General features: G+C 46.3%; 18 protein-coding genes. 5 read left to right on the top strand and 13 right to left on the bottom strand.

Features of this window, described 5'->3' with window-relative positions; all coding sequences use genetic code 11:
- Positions 1-22 precede the first annotated feature (22 nt).
- Positions 23-2,053, bottom strand: coding sequence for a Na+/H+ antiporter (locus tag M3629_RS03155; RefSeq protein WP_251502848.1), 2,031 nt, complete (start codon positions 2,051-2,053; stop codon positions 23-25).
- 208 nt (positions 2,054-2,261) lie between these two features.
- Here M3629_RS03155 and M3629_RS03150 point away from each other — a divergent pair, with 208 nt between their 5' ends.
- On the top strand, positions 2,262-2,561 hold the full coding sequence (locus M3629_RS03150) for a hypothetical protein (protein WP_251502847.1): 300 nt from the start codon (positions 2,262-2,264) through the stop codon (positions 2,559-2,561).
- Between the two features lie 95 nt (positions 2,562-2,656).
- Here the strand turns inward: M3629_RS03150 and M3629_RS03145 are convergent, their stop codons facing one another.
- On the bottom strand, positions 2,657-3,139 hold the full coding sequence (locus M3629_RS03145; protein WP_090924395.1) for a MarR family winged helix-turn-helix transcriptional regulator: 483 nt from the start codon (positions 3,137-3,139) through the stop codon (positions 2,657-2,659).
- Positions 3,140-3,425: 286 nt separating this feature from the next.
- On the opposite strand from M3629_RS03145, the gene M3629_RS03140 reads away from it, so the two are divergent.
- The gene (locus tag M3629_RS03140; protein WP_251502846.1) at positions 3,426-4,556 is read left to right on the top strand and encodes an FAD-dependent monooxygenase; all 1,131 of its coding nucleotides are present in this window, start codon (positions 3,426-3,428) and stop codon (positions 4,554-4,556) included.
- Between the two features lie 106 nt (positions 4,557-4,662).
- Here the strand turns inward: M3629_RS03140 and M3629_RS03135 are convergent, their stop codons facing one another.
- The 11 genes from M3629_RS03135 to M3629_RS03085 form a co-directional block, all read right to left on the bottom strand.
- Positions 4,663-7,242, bottom strand: coding sequence for a beta-mannosidase (locus tag M3629_RS03135; RefSeq protein ID WP_251502845.1), 2,580 nt, complete (start codon positions 7,240-7,242; stop codon positions 4,663-4,665).
- Positions 7,243-7,262: 20 nt separating this feature from the next.
- Positions 7,263-8,864 carry a helix-turn-helix domain-containing protein gene (locus M3629_RS03130; RefSeq protein ID WP_154886498.1) on the bottom strand — a complete coding sequence of 534 codons (1,602 nt, stop codon included), beginning with the start codon at positions 8,862-8,864 and terminating at the stop codon, positions 7,263-7,265.
- Entirely contained in the window at positions 8,861-10,678 is a 1,818-nt protein-coding gene (locus tag M3629_RS03125; RefSeq protein WP_251502844.1) for a sensor histidine kinase, read from the bottom strand. The genes M3629_RS03130 and M3629_RS03125 overlap by 4 nt, the downstream gene beginning before the upstream one ends.
- Positions 10,679-10,708: 30 nt before the next feature.
- A complete protein-coding gene (locus M3629_RS03120) occupies positions 10,709-11,584 on the bottom strand; it encodes a carbohydrate ABC transporter permease (RefSeq protein WP_090924391.1) in 876 nt (291 codons plus the stop codon).
- A gap of 15 nt (positions 11,585-11,599) precedes the next feature.
- Positions 11,600-12,481: a carbohydrate ABC transporter permease gene (locus tag M3629_RS03115; protein WP_251502843.1), complete on the bottom strand. Its 882-nt coding sequence runs from the start codon at positions 12,479-12,481 to the stop codon at positions 11,600-11,602.
- Positions 12,482-12,628: 147 nt separating this feature from the next.
- Positions 12,629-13,942, bottom strand: coding sequence for an extracellular solute-binding protein (locus tag M3629_RS03110; protein WP_251502842.1), 1,314 nt, complete (start codon positions 13,940-13,942; stop codon positions 12,629-12,631).
- Positions 13,943-14,236: 294 nt separating this feature from the next.
- Positions 14,237-16,333, bottom strand: a complete 2,097-nt coding sequence (locus tag M3629_RS03105) for an acyltransferase family protein (protein ID WP_251502841.1) — start codon at positions 16,331-16,333, stop codon at positions 14,237-14,239.
- A gap of 493 nt (positions 16,334-16,826) precedes the next feature.
- Positions 16,827-17,543 carry a hypothetical protein gene (locus M3629_RS03100; RefSeq protein ID WP_251502840.1) on the bottom strand — a complete coding sequence of 239 codons (717 nt, stop codon included), beginning with the start codon at positions 17,541-17,543 and terminating at the stop codon, positions 16,827-16,829.
- Positions 17,540-18,391 (bottom strand): ATP-binding cassette domain-containing protein, encoded by an 852-nt coding sequence (locus M3629_RS03095; RefSeq protein WP_251504500.1) that lies wholly within the window; start codon positions 18,389-18,391, stop codon positions 17,540-17,542. The genes M3629_RS03100 and M3629_RS03095 overlap by 4 nt, the downstream gene beginning before the upstream one ends.
- Positions 18,392-18,414: 23 nt before the next feature.
- The gene (locus M3629_RS03090; protein WP_167375840.1) at positions 18,415-18,591 is read right to left on the bottom strand and encodes a hypothetical protein; all 177 of its coding nucleotides are present in this window, start codon (positions 18,589-18,591) and stop codon (positions 18,415-18,417) included.
- A gap of 343 nt (positions 18,592-18,934) precedes the next feature.
- A complete protein-coding gene (locus M3629_RS03085) occupies positions 18,935-21,631 on the bottom strand; it encodes an adenosylcobalamin-dependent ribonucleoside-diphosphate reductase (protein ID WP_251502839.1) in 2,697 nt (898 codons plus the stop codon).
- A 227-nt stretch (positions 21,632-21,858) separates the two neighbouring features.
- Between M3629_RS03085 and M3629_RS03080 the strand changes: the two genes are divergently transcribed.
- From M3629_RS03080 to M3629_RS03070, 3 genes are all read left to right on the top strand, one after another.
- Positions 21,859-23,619, top strand: a complete 1,761-nt coding sequence (locus M3629_RS03080; RefSeq protein WP_251502838.1) for a DEAD/DEAH box helicase — start codon at positions 21,859-21,861, stop codon at positions 23,617-23,619.
- 5 nt (positions 23,620-23,624) lie between these two features.
- The gene (locus tag M3629_RS03075) at positions 23,625-24,755 is read left to right on the top strand and encodes a YqhG family protein (RefSeq protein WP_251502837.1); all 1,131 of its coding nucleotides are present in this window, start codon (positions 23,625-23,627) and stop codon (positions 24,753-24,755) included.
- A gap of 129 nt (positions 24,756-24,884) precedes the next feature.
- Positions 24,885-25,838 (top strand): hypothetical protein, encoded by a 954-nt coding sequence (locus M3629_RS03070; RefSeq protein WP_251502836.1) that lies wholly within the window; start codon positions 24,885-24,887, stop codon positions 25,836-25,838.
- Positions 25,839-25,874 lie beyond the last annotated feature (36 nt).

The raw sequence follows: 25,874 nt of genomic DNA, 5'->3' as shown, positions 1-25,874 counted from the left end.
ATGCGAACTCATGAATAATCCATTAATCGTTTTTAAGAGCTGTTGCCTCTACATCATTGATATAACGACGTAATCTGGCTGCAACATCGCGTGTAATCTCTCCGTTCTCATATAGCTGTTGTATTGTATTGCGTTGCTCCTGAATAGCTACCATCTGAAGTTCCAGTTTATCCTGATTAAACGGATCTTCCGTCGTCTTATCCTGATTCCACGCACGTAACTTTGCGATCACCCGTTCATATTTGGAAATAACCGCGAGAGCCGCCACACGATTGGAGTCATTCATATGTGCCCGGATGGCTTTGATTGCTGCCTGAGAGGTACGTAGCTTCACCTTGCGGAACAGTTCGGCATTTTCAAGCATAAAGGGCTGATCTGGTTTGCTGGAACGGTTGGTGAACAGTTGACCCAGCATTCGTCCAATCTCATTGAGCGACGCCAGCAGTTGAGTGTTCGTCCGGTTGGAGAGCATCATCTCCTTACGATCCAGCCAGTTATCACATTTGAAAGCCGCTTCAGGCCCAAGGGCATTTTCATCCATCATCACTTCAATCTCTTTGCGCTCAGCCCGTGTAGCAATTAGATTGATCGCTGTTTCCTGCTTCTGCATTGCTTTACGATTATCTGCTGTAAACTGCCCTGTCGCCTGTTTAATATATTTGGACAGGTCAGACACAACGGCCAGTGCGGCAGCTTTATTTTCATCGTTCATTTCAGACTTGACTGCTCGAATAGCGGCATTCAGCATAATGTCCTGTGCTCTGCGTTCAGATTTCTGAGGTGTATTTTCATCGGAGGATTTCCCCTCTTCCTTGGATAACACAGGTAACAACGCGCTCGCCGCAATCAGAGAGAACAAAATAACACCAGCCGCCAGAAAAATAATTAAATCACGCTCGGGAAAAGGCGAGCCGTCCTGAAGCACAAACGGAATCGAAAATGCTCCAGCCAGTGTCACTGCACCTCTTACTCCCGATAGAGAGAGAATAGTAATCTCCTTGAAGCGTGGTTTGCCAATAGCGGACTTCGCACGTAGCCATTCATTGACTTGCCAGAACAGATAAATCCACAAGAAACGTAACAACACAAGTAGAACGGAGATGATCAGTACATAACCCAGCACCTCGAAGTTATTGAATGATACGTTAACAAAGATCTTACTAAGCACATCGGGAACCTGCACGCCGAGAATGACAAACACCAGACCATTCAATATAAATAAAATAACAGACCATGTGCTCGCAGACACCACTTGCATCTTAATCTGAACCGATTCTGCCCGGTCACGCTCAATCGCATGAATGATCCCCCCTGCAACCACAGCCAGAATGCCTGAGACCCCGATCTCTTCACTCACGAGGTAGATGACGAATGGAGTCAGAATCTGAAGCAACATATGAATCGTTACATCCTCCATGCCCAGTCTGCGAATCCATACCCCGAGCCGAATAAACAAAAAAGACATGAGCGCACCAGCAAGCAGACCTCCTACGGCAATGATAATGAAACTGAATGTGGCTTGAGTGAGTGAGAAAACACCCGTAACCGTAGCTGCGATAGCAAATTTAAATGCAACCAGGCCCGAAGCATCATTCATTAATGCTTCTCCTTCAAGAAGTCTATGTATACTTTTGGGCAGATGTACACGTCCGGCCATGGCACCTACAGCAACTGCATCTGTCGGAGAAAGAATGGCCGCAAGCGCAAATGCGGCAGGAAGTGGAATGGTCGGAATCAGCCAGTGTATGGCATATCCGGCAACAGCAACCGTAACAAATACCAGTCCCAGTGCAAGCAAAAGAATCGGCGCTCGCAGATTCCATAGTTCGTTCCTTGGCGTTCTTTTTCCATCGTTATACAATAAGGGCGCAATAAATAGCACAAAAAACAATTCCGGATTCAATGGTAGATGTACACCTGCTGGTAGCAGGGCTACAGCTACTCCCAGTGCAATCTGAATAAGCGGAACGGGAATAAAAGGGACAAACCGGTTCAACACGTTAGATAGACCGATCAGTCCGAGTAGTGCAAGTACCGCAATGAATAGTTCCATGATGACAACCCTTTCCGCTATATAAGTCATGAATCGTTCGTGATGCCTTTATTTTAACAAAAGCATTGATGTTTATAACAAAGTTTTCATATTCATTTACCCACTTCAATCATGCTGATACACATCGTGCCGAAACATTTTGATTGAGTTCATATATAAGATGTACAATATGTTAAGGACATACTCAGTCGGAAAGGAACGTTCAACTATGGCTTTTGGGATTAAACGGCAAGAACTTGCAGCTTGGAAAGAACGAGTCGCTCGCGGTGAAATCGCCTATCTCACTCATTTCTGGATCGATTCCAGATTTCCCGGCATAACCAGTGTCACCAAAGTGGGCTGTGCAGACCTTCATCGCCTGGAACAATGGTGTCGTGAACACGGGTTAGACCCGCGTTATATTCACCGAAGACAGCCCTTCCCTCATTTTGACTTAATGGGCAGCCGGCAGAAAGATATTCTTATACAGGAAGGCTTAAACGATCATGTATCTCGCTTTCATCTATAGCTCTGTTATACCACGCAAAACGCCAGTCCTCATGCATTCATACCCGGTACCGGGTACGAATGCATGAGGACTGACGTCTTCAGGTGTCATATACATTAACGATAGGTCTGCTCGAAAGATTTCATATTTTCCAGCAGCTTCATTTCTATTTTTTTGAGCATGCCCAGCATTAACTGCTGTTCTTCCTCCGTAAGCGCTTGTAACAGCTCCCATGTCATGCGGCCACGATTAGCATTCAACGTTCTGGCTAATTGCTCTCCCTCATCCGTTAAGGACAGCCAGACGATTCTGCGATCTTCCTCGCTGCGTTCACGTTGAATCAAATTTTCGCTTTCAAGTTGATTAAGTACAATCGTCGTAGCTCCAGAGGACAGACTAAGCTGACGTGCAACATCAACTGCCATGCAGCGTTTTTCACGTAAAATCATGCCCAAAATATGGCTTTTTGTTGGATTCAGCTTGCAGTTTGTTTCTGACTTTTGCTGTTGATCCAATACTTTATTTTTATATCTGAAGAAGGCCTCCAACAATTGATCAACGTTTGCCAATTGCGAGTTTCGCTCCGTATTCGGGCTCATATCCGTTCCTCCTGCCTTTCATTGTAACCTGCCTTATATTGTAACATATTTACACACATTTGGTTGTGAAAAAAAAGGTTGCCTAGTGAGCAAAATGGTTGCGTCCCTTTATGTTGATAAAAAATTTGAATTTGGCCTATTGTATATAAAGAACACTTTGTTTATAATAACGTATATCCACTAAGTTACTTTTAGTTACTTAATGATTTAAATAAATCTGTTATCATAAAGTAAACTTCCGTCCACTACTAGATTTTCACTACTATATAGCAAGGGAATAATGTACATGAAATTGATGAAATCTCAGACAAACGATACACTCTACACGGATGTCTGCATTGTCGGGGCAGGGCCCGGAGGCGCCTTGCTTTCGTATTTGCTTAACCAGAAAGGTATCTCTACATTACTCATTGAGCGACAGCCTCATCTGCATAAATCATTCCGTGGAGAACTGCTGAATGCAGACGGCGAAGCTATTTTGAACAAACACGGATTATATTCCCATATTCAAGAGCAGGGCTTGTTGCATCTAGAGCAGATTCAATATTGGGAAGAAGGAAACATCATCCATACCATTAACCCCGATCCAAGCAAAGGGGAGCATCATGTTGGCGTTCACGTACCACAAGATCATCTCCTCGAAGCGATTACGGCCCAGACTGAAGCGCTAAGCCCGTTATATCAGGTGCGCTTCAGTACAGTCATGACCGGGTTGCTTCGGGACAAAGATGGTCATGTTGTTGGCATTAACGTGCGTCAAAATGGTGTTCCTGCCTCCATTAGAGCATCTGTCGTTATTGGAGCTGACGGTAGATATTCGGCGGTACGCAAACATGCCGGCCTTGCACCCGAGATTCGCAAACACGGCTACGATCTGTTATGGGCTCGTATTCCTGCCCCACCAGGATGGGAACCTGCCGTTCGTATGGCAAGTATGGATGGGCAACAACTCGCGTTATTTTCACAATACGGCGGTTATGTACAGATTGGATGGAACATTCCCGAAGGAGGATATGCTAAGTTGCGTGAACAACCCTTTGCTCCTTTTGTAGGCAAGCTGGTAGCAGCTTTCCCCTGTCTTGCGGATTCTGTCGCTGCGCATATTAAGGACTGGAGTGACTTTGTGCTACTGTCTGTAGAGAGCAGTTATAGCTCCAAGTGGGCGGAGGATAATGTCGTACTCATTGGCGATGCTGCTCATACGATGACACCTACAGGAGCATTTGGCTTGAATGCTGCGCTTGAGGATGCCGATGTTCTTGCCGAACTGCTTATGCAGATGGCACAGAATAAATTCACATCTTCCGATGTGCTACAGCAACTGCAGGTCATTCGTGGCTCCAAAGTACAGCAACAACTGGCACGCCAAGTGCACATGGAGTCCTCTTTTCAGCAACGGTATGAATCCTTTCGCTGATTGCGAATCCATGAATACACAACATCAGCGGATTTCTTTTTTCGTGATATATTTTTCCGTTCAATCTAAAAAACCTCCACGCCAATGGAGGTTTTTCTGGGTTAAATCAAGCTTCACTTGCATTCATCGCACTTACTCGCAGCTCTTTAAGTGGTAAAGCTTGCATCTCTGGATGCTGTAGCGTTACTGTGCGGCTCTCTCCTGGCAGTAGATCAAAATAGTTATCACTGAATCGAACCCGGCCAACGGGCAACTCCAGCTTCACCATACGTGCAATGGCGACACTCGCATTAACGGTTACGGATTGTTCTTCCTCGTTTACATGAACGCTGAGCCGTGAGTGCGGTAACATCACATCTTTGGGATCAAGCAAAAAGTAACGATTCATGGGTGCAACAAACCCTTCGGCTTGCAATTCCACCATCACTTCTTCCGCCCGTTTGGTTCCAAGCACTTCGGCTTCCTCTAAAGCTGTGATCTGCTTAGATGACTGAGCGGGCACCTTCACTCCATATGCTGAAGTGTACAGTCGCTCTCCAGTCAGACCATAAACATTCAGTCGAAGTTGTCCTCCCACTTCATCCTGTGTATCATTAACTACCCATACGTTAAGCGAATGTCCTGGCTCATGCTCGAGCGACAATAGTACAGGATGAAAGAACGTTTTGGCATAATAAAAGGAAGCCTTCGGCAGCAGTTCATAATCGATCATCGACCAGCTTGTTCCCGGCCAGCTATCATTCAGCTGCCATACCAGCGCACCGCTGTTACGGTCATTGATTCGCCTGAAATGTTCAATGCCATAGCGTAGACCCTCTGCCTGGGTCAACATGGAGAAGTTCATGTACTCCTCTACATTTTGTGGAATGCCCGTGTACCCTTCCATCAGCAAAATACCTTTCTGATGATTCGTATCCTTATTCCGATAGGCCATTTCGGGACTCCCCCAGTAAAACTGGCCGGCAGGTATATTTTTCTCCAGCGTATACCGATTAGCTGAAGCATGCATGCCAAATTCACTGCTGAACAGTGCTTGATCCTTTTTATAATTTTTGAACGTGACTCCTTCAATGCTATAGTCCAGCACAGGTACTTCTCCCTGTTTCCTCGGGTATACAGAACCGTGCCACACTTGCCAGTTGTGCCGATCTCCGGTATCCGGGTCATTCGCATCCTGTCCATGATCTGCGCCATAAGGTGAAGAAGGCCAGTACGGCCTGGACGGATCAAGCCGCTCCAACGCCTCAGGAATCAGTTCATGGTAAATCTGTTCACCGTAGAACGGACTTGTGATATCACCACTAGCTGTTTTCATGTCATACAGCCAGTCGATTTCATTATTGCCACACCAGATTGCCAGCGAAGCCCGATTACGTAAACGAAGTATGTTATTCTCGACCTCTTGTTGTACATTTTGCATGAAGTCACGATTAAAATCCGGAAATAAGGCGTTCGCAAAGGCAAAATCCTGCCAGACGAGCACCCCTTGCCGATCACATTCGTCGTAAAAGGCTTCTTTCTCATAGATGCCGCCTGCCCACACACGCAACATGTTCATATGTGCTTCAACAGCCAGTTCCACAAGCTCGCGGTACCTTGAATTCGGAATCATTCCAATCAGCTGATCGGCAGGTATCCAGTTTGCTCCCTTGGCGTAGATTTTGACCCCGTTCAGAATAAAAGCAAACCGGCTCTCTCCCTGCTCATTATGCAGAGCTAGCTCAATCGTCCGTATGCCATATGACTGACAGTACCGATCCACTGCTACATCATCTGCATACAGCGTAACTTCAAGTGTGTACAGATAGGGTTCCCCCAGATCATGAGTCCACCATAGGCAGGGATGAGCCACATCTAACGTTACCTCTGCCTTCCCCTGTTTTACAGGCAAAGAAATTGCGCTGGCTACAACCTCTCCTTGCTGATCCAGAAGACGGATATCACAAGTGGTCACAACTGGTTGTGTCCGTTCTTGCTGGCTACGCAAAGATAAAACAGAATGTACCTCTGCAGTGACTTGTACTTGAGCCTGTTCCTTGCTTACAGCGTTGGTTCGGGCATACACATGTTGCAGTTTGGCAATCGTACTGCGCTCCAGACGAACCGCTCCCCAGATCCCTACCGTAACGATGCGCGGCCCCCAGTCCCAGCCAAAATTCATAGCCGCTTTACGCAGCCACGGGCGCTCTTTCGTATACGAAGACCAGTCAAACGTCTCCTTCTCACGATGATGAAGATGAAGCGGGTCAAAGCGTACCGCAATCGCATTCCAGCCGCTTCGCACCAGACGGGTCACATCCAATGTATGAGACATCAGCATATTAGCGGTTTTTCCAACCTCATGTCCATTGACATATACCGTTGCAAACGTGTCCAAGCCTTCAAACACAAGTTCAATACGTTCCTCGGAAGATGCACCCGCGTCCAAATTAAAGGTGGTGCGATACCACCACTCCTTCTGCTCGATCCAGCGACTCTTGACATCGTTATGTCCAAAATAAATCGGATCTATAATGCCGCGCTCTGCAAGTGCCCCATGAACATCACCAGGCACGGTTGCCCCGATCCAGAATCGGTCATCCAGCGCTGCAGCGGCAACATCCATTGCTCGCTTTTCTCCAACCTCGTAATGTTGTATCTTCCACTGTCCTGATAAATCCTGACTTGTACGACAAACGTTGACCATTGTACTCCTGCTCCTCCCGTCTAGCTGCCTGAAGATTTAAATGCAAGTGCCTGCTCCCGGTATTCACTCGGTGTTTTGCCTGTATGCTTTTTGAACAGTCTGCTGAAATACTTCACATCCTCATAACCGCTAATTGCTGCGATTTCACTGACCTTTGCCGGAGACACAACGAGCATATCCATTGCCCGCCTGATCCTCATATCTGTAACAAAGTCACCAAAAGTTACACCCATTTCTTTTTTAAACAATTCACTAAGATGTCCTGGATGCAAATGAACCTGCCCGGCCACCTGCTGCAAGCTAATATCCTGTGCCAGTGCATTTTCAATATAACCTATCGCTTTCTGCACATGTGCGGCCTGCCCTTGTCCCATACGACTGTGATATGCCTGCATCACATCATATAAATGGTGGAACAATTCATCCCCGATCTCTGCCGGTTTCTTGTCGGTTTCAGGAGTCCAAGGCTCAAGCCTGGAGGGTTGTTCCCTTCCAATCGCTTGAAGTGTTCGCGCTAGCCAGCGGTGTCCTGCAATGATTACCGAATGTAGACAAGCTACATATGATCCTGGTGTGACATCAGGTTCTGCAATCAACCTCGTAATCAGTTCACGTATCCATGTTGTAAGTGTGACTGGATCATTGTCCATGAGCAACGTACCGAGGGTAGTCTCCTCCTCATGTGTCAACACCGTTTTGCCACCTCGCCTGCCGTTAACCTCTTGATATCGCCACACTTTGGTATCCAGCAGTCCACGGTACTGTAAAGCTAACAACGCCGTTTGATAACTACGGTGCAACTCAGAAGAGTGGTTAACAGGTTCACCAAGCACAGCGCGAAGTGAACATTTCAACCATGCCTCCATACGATCTATGCCTTCCTTGATCCTGTATACGCTTACTTCATTTTCGGAAGCCACAGGTAGAACACAGACAATATATTGTTTGTCAACCTGAGCAATCGTTCCTGGGAGCACTTCTTCAATCATATTCTGCACTGCAAACCGGAGCAGCGCATCGGAAGAGCGGCCCCAACCCTCTGCCTCAATCACAACAACTTGCCTGCTCACAGGCCGTTTGTCGCCACTAACTTGCTCTATGGATTGAACGGGGAGCGCATGTTCCTCATCAAATGCGAGAAAGGATGGACAACTCCCCGAATTCGTATGACCTTCGATCACCCATCTGGCAAACTTCCTCTCCCGGTTCTCACGTAACAATTGTCCCTCACGGGACTTCTCTGCCCATCGTTCTGTAATTCTTCCTTTGGCCTGCAACACCGTTTTGATGATCTCTTCCGGTTTGCTCGTTTTTAAGAGATAGTCTGTGACTCCATTACGGATCGCTTGCTGGGCGTAAGAGAAATCATCGTAACCAGATAAAATAATGACCTCCAGCTCCGGAAGCAGATGCTGTGCTTCTTCCGCTAGCTCCAGCCCCGACTTGCCGTTCATTCGAATATCAGTCATCAAAATATGCGGGCGTTCCTCCGCTAGTCGAGTTAAAGCCTCCTCGGCAGAAGCAGCTGGCGGAAGAATCTCAATGCCAAGTTCATGCCAGGCGATCACACTCGCGAGCCCTGTGCGAATGATGACTTCGTCGTCCACAATCAATAATCTCATGGCGATTCCTCCAGAATTGGAATGGAGAACGAAATTCGGGTGCCCCCACCCTTTTTGCTGTGTATTTCAAGTAACGCATCCGTCCCATAGTGAAGAAACAGTCTTTCGTTTACATTACGGAGACCATACCCTCCATCGGACAACGACTGCCCCAGTTGCTTCCCTTGGGAATGACTGCCCTGCGGCAACATGTTACTCTCATCCGCGGGGATAATACTGGCCCGCAATTGCTCCAATTGCTCCAGTTCCATGCCCGCACCGTCGTCCAGTACCAAAATGTTCATGCGCTCAACCGCGGAATCCTTCTGAATCATAATCGTTATCGTGCCTTGGTTTCCTGCCTGTTGAATCCCGTGAATCATCGCATTCTCCACCAGTGGCTGTAGCAGAAGCTTTAACATCATTCGTTGCTCCAATGCAGGATCAACAATATAATGCAGCACGAATTGATCCGGAAAACGAATCGACTGTACCCGTACATAATGACGGATATGCGCAATCTCCTGGGCAACCGGGCAGTAATCCTGTCCCTTATTCAGACTGATTCGTAGAAAATCACTTAGTCCCTCTACCATATCCGCGATCCGGTTTTCTTTGGACATCAGCGCGATCCAATGAATGGAGGAGAGCGTGTTATACAGAAAATGAGGATTAATCTGAGCCTGGAGTACACGCAGATCTGCTTCTTTTTTGCGAGCTTCCCCACGAATGATCTCTTCCTTAAGCGATTCAATATGTGCACCAAGCAGATTATAACTTTCCCCAAGCTTGCCAATCTCGTCATCACTTTCTGCTTGAAATAACGGCAAGGGACGCTTCGGATCAATTCGAGACAAATGTCTGGTTAATACAAGCAGCGGCCTCGTAACCCTGCGAACCGTGAACCAGACCAAACCACCGCTGATTAACGCTGACAAGGCAACCGCAATTGCTGTCAAAATGATAATGTAACTATTCTCTGAACGGTAGTGCTCATAAGGAACCATACCAACCAGCGTCCACCCCGTCAGTTCCTCAGGGTAATAAAGGACCGTATGTTTTCTTTCTTCCTCACCATAAGTAATCGTCCCACTATGCCCCTTCTGAATACGCGTAATCAGTCCCGGTTCGAGATCAGATACATGTAGCCCAAGCCGGGATTTATCCATGGAGGACAGAACCTCTCCTGTGTTGCCAATCACTTCAAGGCTACCTTCCCCTCTACCCAGTCCAAACGCCGGCCATCCTTTAGAGATCGCATTTTCATTTAAACTGATGCTAAGCCAGCCGATGGGACGATAATTGTGGATGCTGCGAATTGGCCTGATCAACGTAATGACGTTTTGAATTCCAGCATAATTGCGAACGGGATATACACCCGTCCACCTTTTATCCGCGTTTCCACTAGGGAGAGAAGGGGAAAACAAACTACCTCCGTCCGGTTCATACCAAGTGGCCGTGGACAACGCAGCATCAAAGCGTCCAGGATAAATGGCAATGTTCGCAATGTACTTTTTGGATGCGGCCAGATTGGTCATTCGGCCCACAATATCCAAACGATCGGCTTCATGATCCTCGTCGCGGCTTAGATATTGCTGAATATCCCGTTCTCCAATAAGGAAAATCGATAAATTCTCCGCATCCTGGAGCATATAACGAAGATTCGCTTCCACTTGTTTCAACGTGTCCATCCCGGACAGCTTCGTTTTTTCCTCCGTAATGCGTGAGGCGAACAGGAAAGCAAATAGTCCAAGCGCTACAAGTGGCACAATCATCGAAGCTGTGACAACCACGGATAGTTTTCGTTGCAGTGATGATGTAAGCCAGCGAACCAACTCTGTTCCTCCTTTGGATGCGCCCCTCGCTTACCCTTTGACTGCACCTGCTGTCATACCCTTCATCACCTGTTCCTGAAAGATTAAATAGACAATGATCGTAGGAATAACCGATAGGGTCATGGCAGCAAGCGTTAGACCATAATCGGTCTGATATCCATCTGCGAAGTTTGCAATGGCAAGCGGTAACGTTTTCAATCCTGTTTTATTAATAAATACAAGGGCAAAGGAAAAGTCGTTCCACGCATGTAAAAAACTCAAAATGGTCACCGTAGACAGTGCAGGAAGCGACATGGGAAGCATGATCCGGGTAAAAAGTCCCCAAAGTCCGGTTCCATCCATAAAAGCGGCCTCTTCAATATCCCGCGGAATACTGACTAGATAAGCTGTCAACACAAAGATTGCCGTTGGCAAAGCAAACGCAGTATACGGCAGGATCAAAGCCCAATACGTGTTGAGCAAGGACATCTGTTTCATCAAAATAAACAGCGGAACAAGTGTACTATGAATAGGAATGAGCATGCCTACAACGAAAAACGTCATAATGAGCCCTTTCCAGCGAAACTGGAATCGTGCCAGTATGAATGAAGCCAGCGCCGCGATAAACAGCGTCAGGATCAGCGAGCCAATCGATACGGTTAGTGAATTGCCAAAGGCCGTTCCGAGCTTCGAACTTTCCCAGGCATTTGTAAAATTGGCCACATTCCAGTGTGCCGGTAGACCAAAAGGTCTGCTGTAGAAATCCTCATTTGTTTTGAACGCACTAATCACAAGCCAATAAAACGGATACAATGTTAAAATACCATAGACCGTCAGCAGCGTCCAAAAGATTCCTTTACGAATCTGCCGAATGGAATGCCCTGCATGGCCTCGTGGTGTTGATATCGTCACAGGTGTTGTTCGCATGAGCGTGCCTCCTTTCTATCCGTTTTCTTTACGTTTCCGACTGGTCACCCACTGGCTTGTTCCGATGAGTAACAAGGAAATCAGAACAATCGTTGTAGAGATCGCACTACCAAAACCATATCGGTACGTTGTAAACGTAGAGTTATACATATACGTAGCCAGCAACTCCGTTGCGTGAGCTGGTCCACCTTTTGTCATGATATAGACCAGATCAAAAGACTTCAGACTGCCTGAAATACATAAGATAATGGCAACTTGTACCGTGCCCCAAATCATCGGCAGAGAGATGGAAACCAGTTTGCGTACTCCAGATGCGCCATCTATTTTGGCTGCGTCATGGATTTCACCCGGGATGTTCTGCAGAGCAGAGATAAAAATAATCAGATAAAGTCCTACAAAGCTCCAGAGCAAAGGTGGCACAAGAGAAAATATCGCGATCTTTGCATCGGACAGCCATTGCAGCTTCCAGCTCTCCAGCCCTAGTGCATCCAGCAGGAAATTCAAGATACCAATCTGTGGATGATAGATATACTGCCAGATCATGCCGATGACAACGGTTGACAACACCATCGGCAGAAATACGGCCGAGCGCAGAAAGCGCTGCAGCGGGTTGCTTTTGTGTAACATAACTGCCAACATGAGTGCTAATGGAATCTGACCAAACACCGAAGCCAGCACAAAAATGACATTATTTTTCAAAGCCCTCCAAAAGATCGCATCATTCCAGATCTCCACATAGTTGCTGAGGCCAATATATGTCGATGCACCAATGCCAGACCAGTTAAAAAAGCCGTAATATGCAGACCACACAACAGGCACAAACACAAACAAAGCATAGATAATAACCGCCGGAGCAAGCCCCAGCATAATAAAACGCCGACTTTGCAATGCGTTCAATGGCTTCACTTCCCCTCGTATTGCCTTTCTAATCTGTCCGGTAACGGACGTTAATCTCTTATCTAAAAACCCCTCCCCTGCCGGGAAGGGGAATGAACTGTGCTTTACTTTATTTAGGTTAATCGACATCCTTCAGCAGGGAACGACCTATTGTTTCATCGCATTCGCTTGTGCTGCTTGAATTCGGCCTGCAATATCTTCCGCTTTGCCGCCCATCAGCAGTTCCTGAAGTCCGTTATTAATCACCTCAACCGTAGCCGATCCTAGCTTGGAATCGTATACCGGCGTAATTTTCACTTCCTGCATCAGATCGTACAACTCCACAAACAACGGATGAGCTTTAGACTTATCCAGATCAATCTTGTAGCTGACAAGTGTGCTGCTATCCAGCGTAGCTTTTTGCCCATTCGGACCGGCCAGGGCGTAGAATAGCTCCATCGCGGCGTCTTTTTGAGCACCACTCAGCTTTTTGCTGACACCAAGACCCGTTCCAACGACACCTGATGTCGTTCTTGGTTCACCTTTGCCACCCTCCACAGGAGGCAAAATCGTAATATGTGTATTTTTCAGCACCTCTTCCGGTGCATTGTTAACGAGGTTGGCGAGCGCCCACCCACCGTTCATGACCATCGCCGTTTTCCCTTGAAAATATAGTTGCATCATCTGGGTTTCATCAATACTGTTGAATCCGTCTTGAAAAGCCTTCATGTTTCCAAGCTCCTGCATTTTCTTCAGCGCTTCAACAAATTGCGGATCAGTGAAACTTGCACCATCCTGAGCTACGGCTTTCAAAAACCAGTCTGTACCCGTCACCCGATCAGCCAGCGTACTGAAAATGGTAGACTGGGCAACCCAGTTCGTTTTGTTACCGAGAGCCATCGGAATGATTCCTTTTTCGTTAAACGAAGCAACCGCCTGTTCCAATTCAGCCCACGTTTCAGGAACCTTTACGTTATTCTCTTTGAAGAGTGCCTCATTGTAATAAATAAAAGAGCTGGGCGCCAGATTCATCGGAACGGAATAAATATTTCCATCTACTGTGTATCCATCCAGTGCATTCGGAATAAAATTCTCTTTCCATTCCGGCTTCGCATCCAGATCTGCGTTGATCGGCTGCAACAGATCTCCTTTTACAAACTCCTTGGTCATTGCATCCGGCCACATCACGAAGAGATCCGGCATCTCATTGGCTGCTGCAACCGTACGTAACCTTGTTTTGAGACCGTCCGTAGGCAAGCCTTCATCCACCACTTCGATATCTGGATGCGCGGTACGGAAATCTTCAATAATTTTACGCATCGCTACCGCTTTAGCGTCTTGCCCTGTCCAGTTATGCCAGATGGTCACGGTGACTTTGTCACTGCCGCTACCACCTTCGGAAGAATCACCGCTTGAGCACCCTGCCAAAATGACGGCGAATAAGGTTAGTGCCGCTATGCCTGAAAACCATTTTTTCCACATCGTTATACTCCCCCTTGAGCACTTAATATCTGTATTGTAAATGGTAACGCTATCATAACGTAAGGTGACGATCCACGGATGCAGGGGTGAATAATATCGGTTCCCTGTTTACATATCAAAAAAAGCCCTCCCTGGACAATGTCATGAAGTCAAGACTAACTTCAATCCCATTGCTCTCAGGGAGGGACTTTAAAATTGGACGTATACTCCATGTGCTGAACATGTATTGCATGATTCAAAGATATAATAGCTGGATAAGTTCGTATTAAAGGATTCTACATGTTAATCGTTCGGTTATTGAAGACTGTTTTTCACCAATGCCGCAAAAGCTTCAGAACCTTCGGCGGTCAGATGCACCCCGTCTTTTTCAAAATATTCGTCATGCCCTTCACTAGCCTGATTCCAATCAATAAGAGAAACATTACTGTAACTGGAGGCTGCATCCGTCAGAGCCTTGTTCACCGTTCGCTCCCAAGGACGCGGCACACGTACCGTGACAAGATAAACCCGTGTTTTATCCTTCAATCCATCAAGTACGGACTTTAAATTTTTGGAATTAAAGGAACCGTTCGTTCCAAGCTCAAGTACTACCTGATTGCCCATTTGCTTGTTACGCTTCAAATCCCTCAGCACATCTCCAGCCTGCCACATCTGACGGCCGACATGGCCATCTACGTACACACCGGATATGCTCTGCTCCAGATAAGGCTTGGCATCCAGAATAACGGAATCTCCGATAATTGTATATTGGACTTTTCCATGCTTAGTGACAGGTGTCGCAGGTTTATCCGTTGCCCCTGAATGCGTTGCATCGGTTGTGCCTTCATCTGGTTTCGAACCCGATGGGTCGGTTTCTTTGTTTCCTGAATCAGACGAATTGGAAGCAGGATTATTGTCAGGATTAGATGGTGAGTTGCCTTGATCCCGGCTATCGCTGGATGAATCGTCCGGCTTGGCCGATTTAGACCCATCTGTAGATGCAGTTCCAGGCTTGTGACTCCCATTCGTTTTCCCGTCTGACGTCGACTCCGTACCTGACTGAACAGATGGATTCTTTTCCCCGGAATCCGAAGGTTTTGTTGTAACGGGTACAACGTCCTGACCCTTTTCTTCAGCAGACTTTTCGCCATTGAACACCGTAGACAGGGACACCGAATGTGAATCTGAATTGGCTGCTACTGGCAGTACCGTCTGCGATATGGCATAACATAGTAACAGGAACGTCATCAGCAGGCCTGTTCGTTTCCACCATACCTGACGGGGAACGAAAGAGGTACGCCCTCTTCCCCACAGTTTTGACAAGGAATCCCGAAAACCGTTATAACGAATCGGGTTTTCAATATATTTTAGCGACATCGATGCAAGTACAACCGTTGCAACGACTTGTAGCAACATACGTACAGGATGTGCACCCCCTGTATTTACAACAGGACTGGTCAGAACAATAATCGGATAATGCCACAGATATATTCCATACGAACGTTCACCAATCCAGCGCAATGGCTTTGCCCCAATAATCCTTGCCAGCAAAGACGAAGGATGGGCAAGTACTGCCACCAGCAGGGTTGCGGCATTCGCTTGTATCACCATGCCCCCCTGATACAGGAACGAGTCGTATTCGCTCGTATTCAGCATCATATAGATTAGCACCGCTAGGGCAGCAATTCCTGATCCGTCCAATACGAGCCGATTCATCGCAGGCAATGTGCCAGACAGCTTCCGGCTTGGCCAGACTACAGCTAACGCTGCCCCGGCAAGCAAGGCAAATGCACGGGTATCTGTTCCATAATATACACGGCTCGGGTCCAAATCCGGGTTGTACATGATGGCCATGGCGCCAGCTGAAAGTTCAGCTGCAACGACAATGGAGACGACCAGCCATCCCTTTCTTTTGAACAAAACGATCGCTGCAATTAACAGAAGCGGCCAAAGCAGATAAAACTGCTCCTCAACAGCCAGTGACCAGAAATGTCCAAAAGGTGATGGCGGACCGAAACTTTCAAAATACGAAACATGGTGAAAGATATACCACCAATTACTTATGTACGTAACACCGGATAAGATATCCCCTTTGAGTGAAGCAAGCCGGGACGAGTCTGTACATAACAGCCAGAGCATCACAACCGCTGTCATGGTTAGCATGCCAGGCAACAAGCGCCTAAACCGCCTTAACCAGAAATCTCCAAGCGCAATGCGCCCATGTTCCCGCCACTGGGATAACAAAATATCGGTAATCAGATAGCCTGACAGAACAAAAAATATACCTACACCAAGCAGCCCGCCCGGAATGAAATCCAAATTTAAATGATAAGCAATCACGCCAAGTACCGCGATGGCTCGTAAGCCATCCAGTCCGTTCATATGCCTCTTTTTTTTCACTGATTGTGACATGCGCGCCCCTCCTTGTTACTGCGAGTCCACATCCATCGAGATCGGGGCATCCTGTTACACTGGCTCATTCTAGTTGTTATTAACATACGTATTGCACCTTCCATCTTTCATTTACAACATAAAGAAGACGAATTGCCTATTGATTTAGTTGTATCGATTGTCAATCGGATTTATATTTTCTCGTGCAGTCACGATTACGTTTAGCATTATACGCGTGAGAACAACTTCATAATTTACAAGAATAGTTACAAACCCGTTTAACCACTGTAACCTTCTATGGCAGCATAATCAGCTGTAAAATCATACTCTATATTTAACGTTTAATATAGTGCTTTTCATCGACTGGACATAATTACCTGAGCCTGTTCAATAGAAAAAGGCTGCCGACTTGCTCAGCAGCCACTATCCATTATAAACCGATCTCTGAGCGGATTGAAAGTTTTGCTTATAATTGCTTCTTCCTTCCTAGGACTCTAGAGGTGGAACAGGAGAATCAATGCATTGAATCCAGCTTACGTCTGTGAATCATGAAAACAAATAATCCTGTTGTAATTACACCATATCCGAGCGCTACAACTGTTACCCAACACTTCTTGAATAAACTTTGTGCATTATAATTAACTAACGTATCTATAGTACTACTTAGAGGAGGCAATAAAAAAGTCATGGGTTTGAATCCCTCTGGCAACACATTTTCTATACCTTTTACTGAAAGTGTAATAACAATGAGCACACTCAACATTAAAAAAGACATGACGCGAGAACGAATAAACTTAGAACTAAACCAACAGGCTAAAGCAACTCCCAGCCAAGATGAAACCATATGATATAACAGGGCCATGACTAGCTCTTCAACAGTCGGATTCCGATCAAACTTTTGAAAAATGGCTGGAAACGAAATGGCATATAGAGCGAGTGGAATGGTAAAAAGCCAGCAATACAACAATTTCGCAAGATATAGTTTTACTAGACTGCCACAATGTAATACCGTCACCGATTCCTGATTTGTCGTTTCCATATCAATCAATGCATAACATAGGACAGCAGAGATAATAAAAATAAATGTTGTTGAAAACGCATAACTAGCCATCACAGGATTCGGAACGACACTATATACGAAAATGATTCCCATAAAAAACACAAAAGTAGCTGGACCATAGCGATAAGAACGCATAAAACAGGTATGTAAATATGACAATAATGAGATCATGAGCCTAACTCCTTTCTTGTTAAGCTAACAATCTCTCCGCCTTTATTTATAAATTCGGGTAAAAAGCGACTATAATCTTTATACATAAAAGTCATGACCATATAACCATTTTCGCTTCTTTTATATGTAATATCGGGGAAAAATTTAAGAAGCTCATCAACAACGCTTAAATCTATGCTGCCTTCCAGCTCAAAATATACAACCTTCTGCTCAGAAGACGTATGTATACTCTCCTTACTCAGTCTTCCTTGATGAATCCAGTATGTGTTGCTTTCCAATTGACTTGCTAATAACGGATCGTGCACGGCTGCCAAAATCGCTGTACCTTCGTCCTTAATCTTCTTCAGAGAATGAAGCAAATGCCCCGTTGATTGTTGATCCAAGCCTGAGAAAGGTTCATCTAATACTAGGAGATCCGGACTCTTGATCATAGCTTGCATTACATTTGTTTTCTGCAACATTCCTTTCGAGAAATGACTCATCTTCAACTGATCACTTTGTTCAAGACAAAACAACTCATGTAGCTCCTTGATACGTTTTTTCAATTCTTTCTTAGTCATACCTGATATTCTGCCCATGTGTGTCAGATACTCCGCCGAAGTCATTCTTAGTTTAGATAATCGATCAGGGGTATATCCAATCACTAGATTCGTATGTTCAAGTAGCCTTTGACCCGACGTTAACGGAATTAACCCACCCACCATTCGGAGCATCGTACTTTTCCCGGAACCATTGTTTCCTCTTATACTAATGCAATCTCCTTGGCTAATCGCAAGCGATACATCTGTTAAAATTTCTCGGCCGCCGTATTTCTTAGAAGCTTCTTTTAATGTTAATAACGCCTTCATTGTCACCTTTTCACCACCCTTTACTAACGATCCCGTTTTCTTTCTAATGTGATCCATGAATAGTAGAGCATCCAAAATAGAGGTGGAAATAGAGCTACTGCAATATATCGATGGTGATATGGGAGCGTAAAAATGGTACCTACTGAGATCGGCACGATCAGAGCAAACAAAAACAAGTACTTTTTCCAATGTTTATTCATGATAGATGCTACCTCCTTCCTTCGTCCAGAACCTGACATGAACATTCATTTAAACGGAATATGTGCCTCTTTTAACTGGATTTGTAAGAACACCGTCCTTATTTTAACATATTTAAGATTAATGGGATGTCTAATGAATAAATAATTCAGATGAAACTAGATTCAATGTACACTGTTGACTAAAGAGACCTATCGACGTCTAGGCAGTTCAATTGAAGTCTAGCAACACAAAAAACGAAGTGCTGGTATGTCAGCACTTCGTCTGTACACTTTTTAGGTTGAACATCCTTGTTCAGGCTCATTAGAGCAATACTCTATCTACTCCAGACTTGTTCTGCAATAGCTAATTACACTTGCTGTATCCGCAGTTACTGCATGTCTTACATCCTTCCACATTGATCAAGGACGCCGAGCCGCATGAAGGACATAAGTCGATAGATTGCATAGAAGTCTTTTGCCCCTCACCTCCAGCATCGTCCAGTTGTGAGGTCGGTGTCTGCGTGTTCAGCAGAACTTCCTTTGTATTGTTGCTGCTGTTCATAAGCTTAGCACTGTTCGGATTCTTCACTCCAATATCCTCATTCATCTGAACATGGCTTTCCAACGCTTTCGCGACGGCATCCGCAATGGATTCCACACGATTAGCTCCAAAACCAATGGCTCCTGAACCTCCGATGCCTTTCAGATGTTTAATAAGCAACTCCACCTTATGGCCATGATCGCCATATCGCAAGAATAGAGAGCACACCCGGCCCAGTGCCTCCGCCATCGCAAACACGTCGGAGCCTGCCTTGCCTACGTTGAGGAAAATCTCCCCCGGTGTTCCGTCCAGATCATTAATCGTAATGTAAGCCATGCCAAACGGCGTATGCATCTTATACGTTGCTCCGCGCAATACTTGTGGACGGCGTTTATATTGTTTATCCACCACACCCGTAGTCTGTTCTCCCAAGTCTGGCAAGCTGGACTCTCGCTCTGCATACACCGGATTTGCTACCGAAACGGACTCAGCTACCAGACTGTTGAATTCCTCTTTATCCGCATTCTGCACCTCAATAGCTGAGGTGTCTTCTTTCTTCGAAGTAGACAGTACTTGAACATCTCTACTGCCGTCCCGATAGATCGTTACCCCTTTACAACCTAGATCAAAAGCTAGCTCATACAGTTCTGCCGTATCCTGCACCGTAAAATCAGCCGGACAGTTTGCCGTTTTTGAGATCGAACTGTCCACCCACTTCTGAATGGCAGCTTGCACGCGAATATGATTTTCGGCCGAAAGATCCATCGCCGTCACATAATAATCCGGTAGGGACTCACCAGGATGTTGCTCCAGCCACTCCTCGGCAATCGGCACAAACTGTTCATCATACCCAAGACGGCTCTGGCGAAAATACTTAAAAGCAAAATACGGCTCAATGCCAGTCGATGTGCCCACCATCGTTCCGGTACTTCCTGTAGGCGCCTGAGTAATCAGCGTCACGTTACGAATTCCCTTTTCACGGATCGCTTCTCCAACCTCTGGGTACGTCGCAATCATCTGTTTCATAAATCCACTTTGTAAGTAAGGTTCTGCCTCAAACGCCGGGAACGCACCCTTCTCCGCGGCAATCTCCGCTGAAGCGAGATAGGCTTCCTTTGCCATAAATCCATACAGTTTATTGAGAAAATCTAGCGATTCAAGACTGCCATAACGGATACGCAGTTTGATCATCAGCTCCGCAAGTCCCATGGTTCCTAGCCCCACCCGGCGTTCACGCTGCTGATTTAATCGATTTTCTTCAAAATGATACGGCGTCGCGTCAATCACATTGTCCAGAAATCTTGCCGAAATGCGCGTCGTTTCCGCCAGCTCTTCCCATGCCACATCGTGGTTTGTTTCATCATAGAATTTGGACAGATTGATTGCTGACAAGTTACATACGCCCCAGCCTGGAAGGCCCTGTTCCCCACAAGGATTAGTACAAATGATCGGATTAAAATACCAGCTGTTGGACATCTGGTTGTAATACTCCATAAAAACCACACCGGGTTCGGCTGATTTCCAGGCGGATTCAATAATCGGATGCCATATTTCTCGTGCTTTCACGGTACGATACGGAATAATGTTACGGCCTGACGCTTTCCATTTGCCCAGATCCCCATCCCACTCCGAATCATAGTCCGGGTCACTCGTATCGGGAAAAACAAGCTCCCAATCACCGTCCTGCTTCACAGCCTCCATGAACGCATTGCTTACGCAGACCGACAGATTGGCATTGGTCACTTGCCCCATCGTTTGTTTAACCGTAATAAAATCCAGCACGTCCGGGTGCCAATCGTTCATCATCAGCATCAGCGCACCCCTGCGGCTACCGCCTTGTTCGATAAGCCCCGTCGTATAACTGAACAAACCGCCCCAGGATACCGATCCGCTGGACGAGCCGTTCACACCTTTCACCACAGCCCGCCGCGGACGAAGGGATGACAGATTGATACCCACGCCACCGCCGCGAGCCATAATTTCAGTCATTTCGGTCAACGTCTTCATGATGCCGCCCCGGCTGTCTTGCGGAGAAGGAATGACATAACAGTTAAACAGCGTCAACTCATCACTGGCCCCTGCACCAGCAGCAATACGTCCACCAGGAACCAGTTTCCAGTCATCCAGCACCAAGCGAAACTTCTTCTCCCAAACAGCCTGTTGTTCAGGTGTCGATTCAACAGCTCCCATCGCTCGGGCAAGACGATCCCACATCTCTTCCGGTGTTTTCTCTATCGTAAGTGTCAACTTTTCCACATCGGTCTCAATGATCGTATCGCTACGTGTCCGCACTTTAACTAGTTCTGCCTGCCGTTCAACAATCTCACCGACTTCCTTCACCGGAAACTTGGGATCATCTTTCGTTAATACAAGTACAACATCTCCGACTTTTGCATGATTTGAGTCGGCGTCCTTCCATGCGTACCGATCCAGAAATATTTTCTCGCTGAGCCCTTCCAGCTTATGTTTGTTCTCATGATGCTTCACTTGTTGGTTCGTTCCTGTATTGTTGGATGCCATCTCTGCAATCAACCTCCCCGAATAAACCGTTCATTTTAAATCAAGTGCTGTCTTTGAGAATAATTTACGCCTAGATACTACATATAGTGATTTATAACCATTATATTACACTGTATGTTGATTTTCTATGTGATCTATATCATAGATCCTCTGAAACGGGTTATGAACTTGCCTTCCTTCGTCCATACTATTACCTACGAATAACACAAGAACGGAGAGGAAGCATCATGAACCGGAAACATCCGCATCATATGAATCAACCTGTAGCTGACTTACCTGTTCCTCTTGAGTTTGATCGAAGCTGGCTGGAACAGCTTGAATCTCGTTTGGACAAGGGCGGTCCTTGGGGGGATTACCGACTCTTTCAACTTGGTATTCAGGCGGAAGAAACGAATCTCATTCCGAACTTTGACGAAATTCAATGTCTGAAACATTTGCAAGATCTGACCCCACTTCCTCACCAAATGGATACGGCACGCAAAGTATTATTTGAAATGTCAGGCCGAGCCATTCTCGCCGACGAAGTAGGTCTGGGCAAAACGATTGAAGCCGGCCTGATTTTGAAAGAATATATGGTTCGTGGTCTTGTATCTAAAGTGTTAATTCTTGTCCCCGCTTCTCTGGTATTGCAATGGGTACGTGAACTTAATTCCAAATTTGGCATCCCGGCAGTTGCACAGAAAAAGGCTTATTCCTGGCAAAATGACGTTGTTGTTGCTTCTATGGACACTGCCAAGAGAGACCCGCACAAAGATATGTTACTAAGTATGGACTATGACATGATCATCATTGACGAAGCGCATAAACTTAAAAACAAAAAAACAACCAATTATCAATTCATGCTGCAATTACGTAAAAAATACTGCCTGTTGCTCACCGCTACGCCTGTACAGAACGACATGAGCGAGCTTTTCAATCTGATCAACCTGCTGAAACCCGGTCAGCTTGGTCGTCAGGGCGATTTTGCCGCCAACTTTGTCGTCGACAAACGTGTACCCAAAAATCAGGAGCAGCTCAAAGATGAGCTGTCTAAAGTCATGATCCGTAACAGGCGTGGCGAAGGCCCCGTGCAATTTACAAAACGCAACGTCTCTAATGTGGATCTGCAACTTTCGCCTGAAGAGCAAGCACTCTATGACGGGGTAACCTCGTTTGTCAAAGATCAATACAAGGAAGCAGGCGGCAACCTTAGCAGCATGCTTTCGCTCGTTACGTTGCAACGGGAAGTTTGTAGCAGTCGGGACGCTGTGTTTGTAACACTCGTGAATCTGTCCAAAAAGTTGCCGCTGGATTCCCCACTGCGAGATAAAATCTGGGAACTGGTGGCTCATATCAAGGCGATCAAAGAGAATACAAAAGCCGAAAAAACGATGGAACTGATTCGAGATATGAATGAGAAAGTCATTATTTTCACGGAATACCGGGCGACGCAAGAATACCTGCTGAACTATTTTCGTAATAACGGACTAACGGCTGTTCCCTATCGGGGCGGGATGAATCGAGGCAAAAAGGACTGGATGATGGATCTTTTCCGTGGCCGTGTTCAGGCGATGATTGCAACGGAAGCTGGTGGTGAAGGCATCAACCTGCAATTCTGTCACCATATGATTAACTTTGATCTACCGTGGAACCCGATGCGGGTAGAACAGCGGATTGGCCGGGTTCATCGGCTCGGTCAGCAGAATGACGTTAACATTTTCAACCTGTCTACGAAAGGTACGATTGAGGAACATATCCTGCATCTGTTGCATGAAAAAATTAATATGTTCGAGATGGTCATCGGTGGACTGGATGTCATTCTCGAACGGCTGGAGAAAAAGGAATCGATCGAAAAGAGTCTGTACAAAATTATGCTGGAATCGCAGAACGAAGAAGATATTCGCCGTAAAATGGACACCCTCGGACAGTCGCTGAACACAATTCAGCGCGAAGTTGCTGACGAGGTGCCTTTAATCACCAAACTTGATCTTCACAAAGGGGGCAACTGATATCCATGACAATGTCACCGCATGAGATCCAAGCTTACGTCCTAACCTATCTGGAAGCTTTGGATTGCCAGATCATGGAGCGGTCACCTGCTCATGTGACGGTTAAATTATCACCTGAAGCAGACAAGGCATTAACGAACCGTCCGTATTACTGGGGATTTGTGGAGCGTGTAGGGGTGGAGCCTGAGACCATGTCATTTACTTTTGTTTTTGACCCGGAAGCTTATCAGCAGATCACTGAGGCGGCGGAAGCCAAGGCCAAAGCGTCTCAGCCTGTTCAAACGCCACCTGAAGCGAAGCCTGATGCTCCGAAAGAAACGATACTCGGACGTTATTTTGGCATCACGCCTTCCGTGCCGCAGCTTGGTCCCGGACGCATTCTGCGAGAAGATGTTGTGTATGGTAGCCGCAGATTACAGCAGATATTTGCCGCAGCCCGCGAAGGTGGCGCCTTCGTAAACCTGTTTGAACAAGCCGCCAAACGCCAGATCAGGGCCACATCTCCGGCTGTGTATGAACCTTGGCTAGGGGTTTGTTTTAAAGTCGAGTTTGCTTGTGACCTGAAACGGGAGGAATTACACTTTCTCGGTATCTCACTGCGATCGGGTGAAATCATCGAAAAGTTTGGCAACAAGCTGAGCCGACGTGATCTCAGTCCAAGACTGGCTGAAAATATGCATGCCCAGTCACCGAAAATTTCGCTCGCTGATGCAGGTGCTGCACTCGAATCACATCTCACCGCTCACTTAAGCAGACTCGATTATAGCTGGGCGGAAAAAGCGAAAGAACGCCTGCAACTCGAACTCGATGTGGTGGACGCCTACTATGAAGCCGTACTGCGAGAAGACATGCCTGAGGTTACTGAGGTTACTGAAGATGAAACGGTTCGTCCTGTTCTTAATCGGGTTCGCGGCATATTAGAACCGGTCCCAGCTGACGTGGAACTGGCCGCCGAATCTACCATACAACAGACGCAAGATGATGTAGACCCTGAGCAAGAAAAAGCAAAACAGGCGGTCATAGATCGTGAAGCGATGAAACTGCAGTATGAGAACAGGCGAACCGAGATGATCTGGCAATATGAGCCGAAGGTGAAGGTCACTGCCATAAGTAGCGGCATGTTTCACTTAAGATAAGACGAAGACACTACTTTTCCTGCAAATGCTGGCAAAAGTAGTGTTTATTCATAACCATTGAACCGACAGGTTGCATCACCCTTTGCATCCCCTATACTTTACAATGAAGTCAGGAAGAAGGTGTTTACGATGAAAAAACGGCCCCGGTCAAAACGACGAAATATCAGGCATTGCCTATCGGTCTTCTTGAGCATGATCATCTGCTTTGCTCTTCTCTCCATCTGGCCGACGGCTCATGCAGCGGCACCAACTAACAGGTTTGCACCCGCTTCTGTAGAGCAATTCGCGCAACTGCAAGTGAACGCACTCGGTACCTCCAATCCAGATTGGCTTGTAGCGAAACTTGAATATTATCCATTAGGTCCAGGTAACCATGGCTGGTTTGTGCATGCCAGGATTCAGGACAAGCCCGTTGGATATATGATTATTTCCACAACTCCGCAAGGGCAGCTCCTTCTCAGTGAGTATGGTCAGGGAGAACAATCCCTGTATAACAACGAACTACTAGGACAGGCTCTGGAACGACAGGGTTTGGATGTAAAAACATTACAAATCTCAGGCGGAAAGCTTACACTTCTATATGCTCCTCCTCTTTTGGCTTATTGGAAAGTGGAACGTGTAAATCATCCCGCGATGTACATCGATGCATCCAATGGAGACTTGTTGCCAGTTGATCAGTTAGAACGTGTAGAGACTGGCTCTGGAACGAAATTTTTCGAGTTAAAGGAGTTGCAACAACAGATACCCATACTTGATACAACAAGATTGCAGACGAGTCCTGTTATTCTACAGCCTGCTTTTGACCCTTCATCTCAACTAACCTGGCTGACATCTGAACCTCTGCAACCCTCTCAAGTGAAGCAACAGCTCCAGCAGAACTATAGAGAAGCCCTTGTCTTCTCAGCAGAAGAATGGAATCTGTTCTACGGTGGTCCTTTGCCAGTAAGCGGATACCAGATATGGAGTATTGCAGGTTCAACGTTTGATCTTTACGTTGGTCTTGGTGGTTTTAACTCCACACAACGCTTCATTCCCTTGAACAAGCTTTTGCATGATGGACATTTCTACAAGACTAATCCTTAGTACACCACCACTTCTTGGGACAATAGAAACGATTTT

It is taken from the genome of Paenibacillus polysaccharolyticus, assembly GCF_023714295.1.
Classification (GTDB): domain Bacteria; phylum Bacillota; class Bacilli; order Paenibacillales; family Paenibacillaceae; genus Paenibacillus; species Paenibacillus polysaccharolyticus_A.
This window is presented reverse-complemented; position numbering and strand designations above follow the sequence as displayed.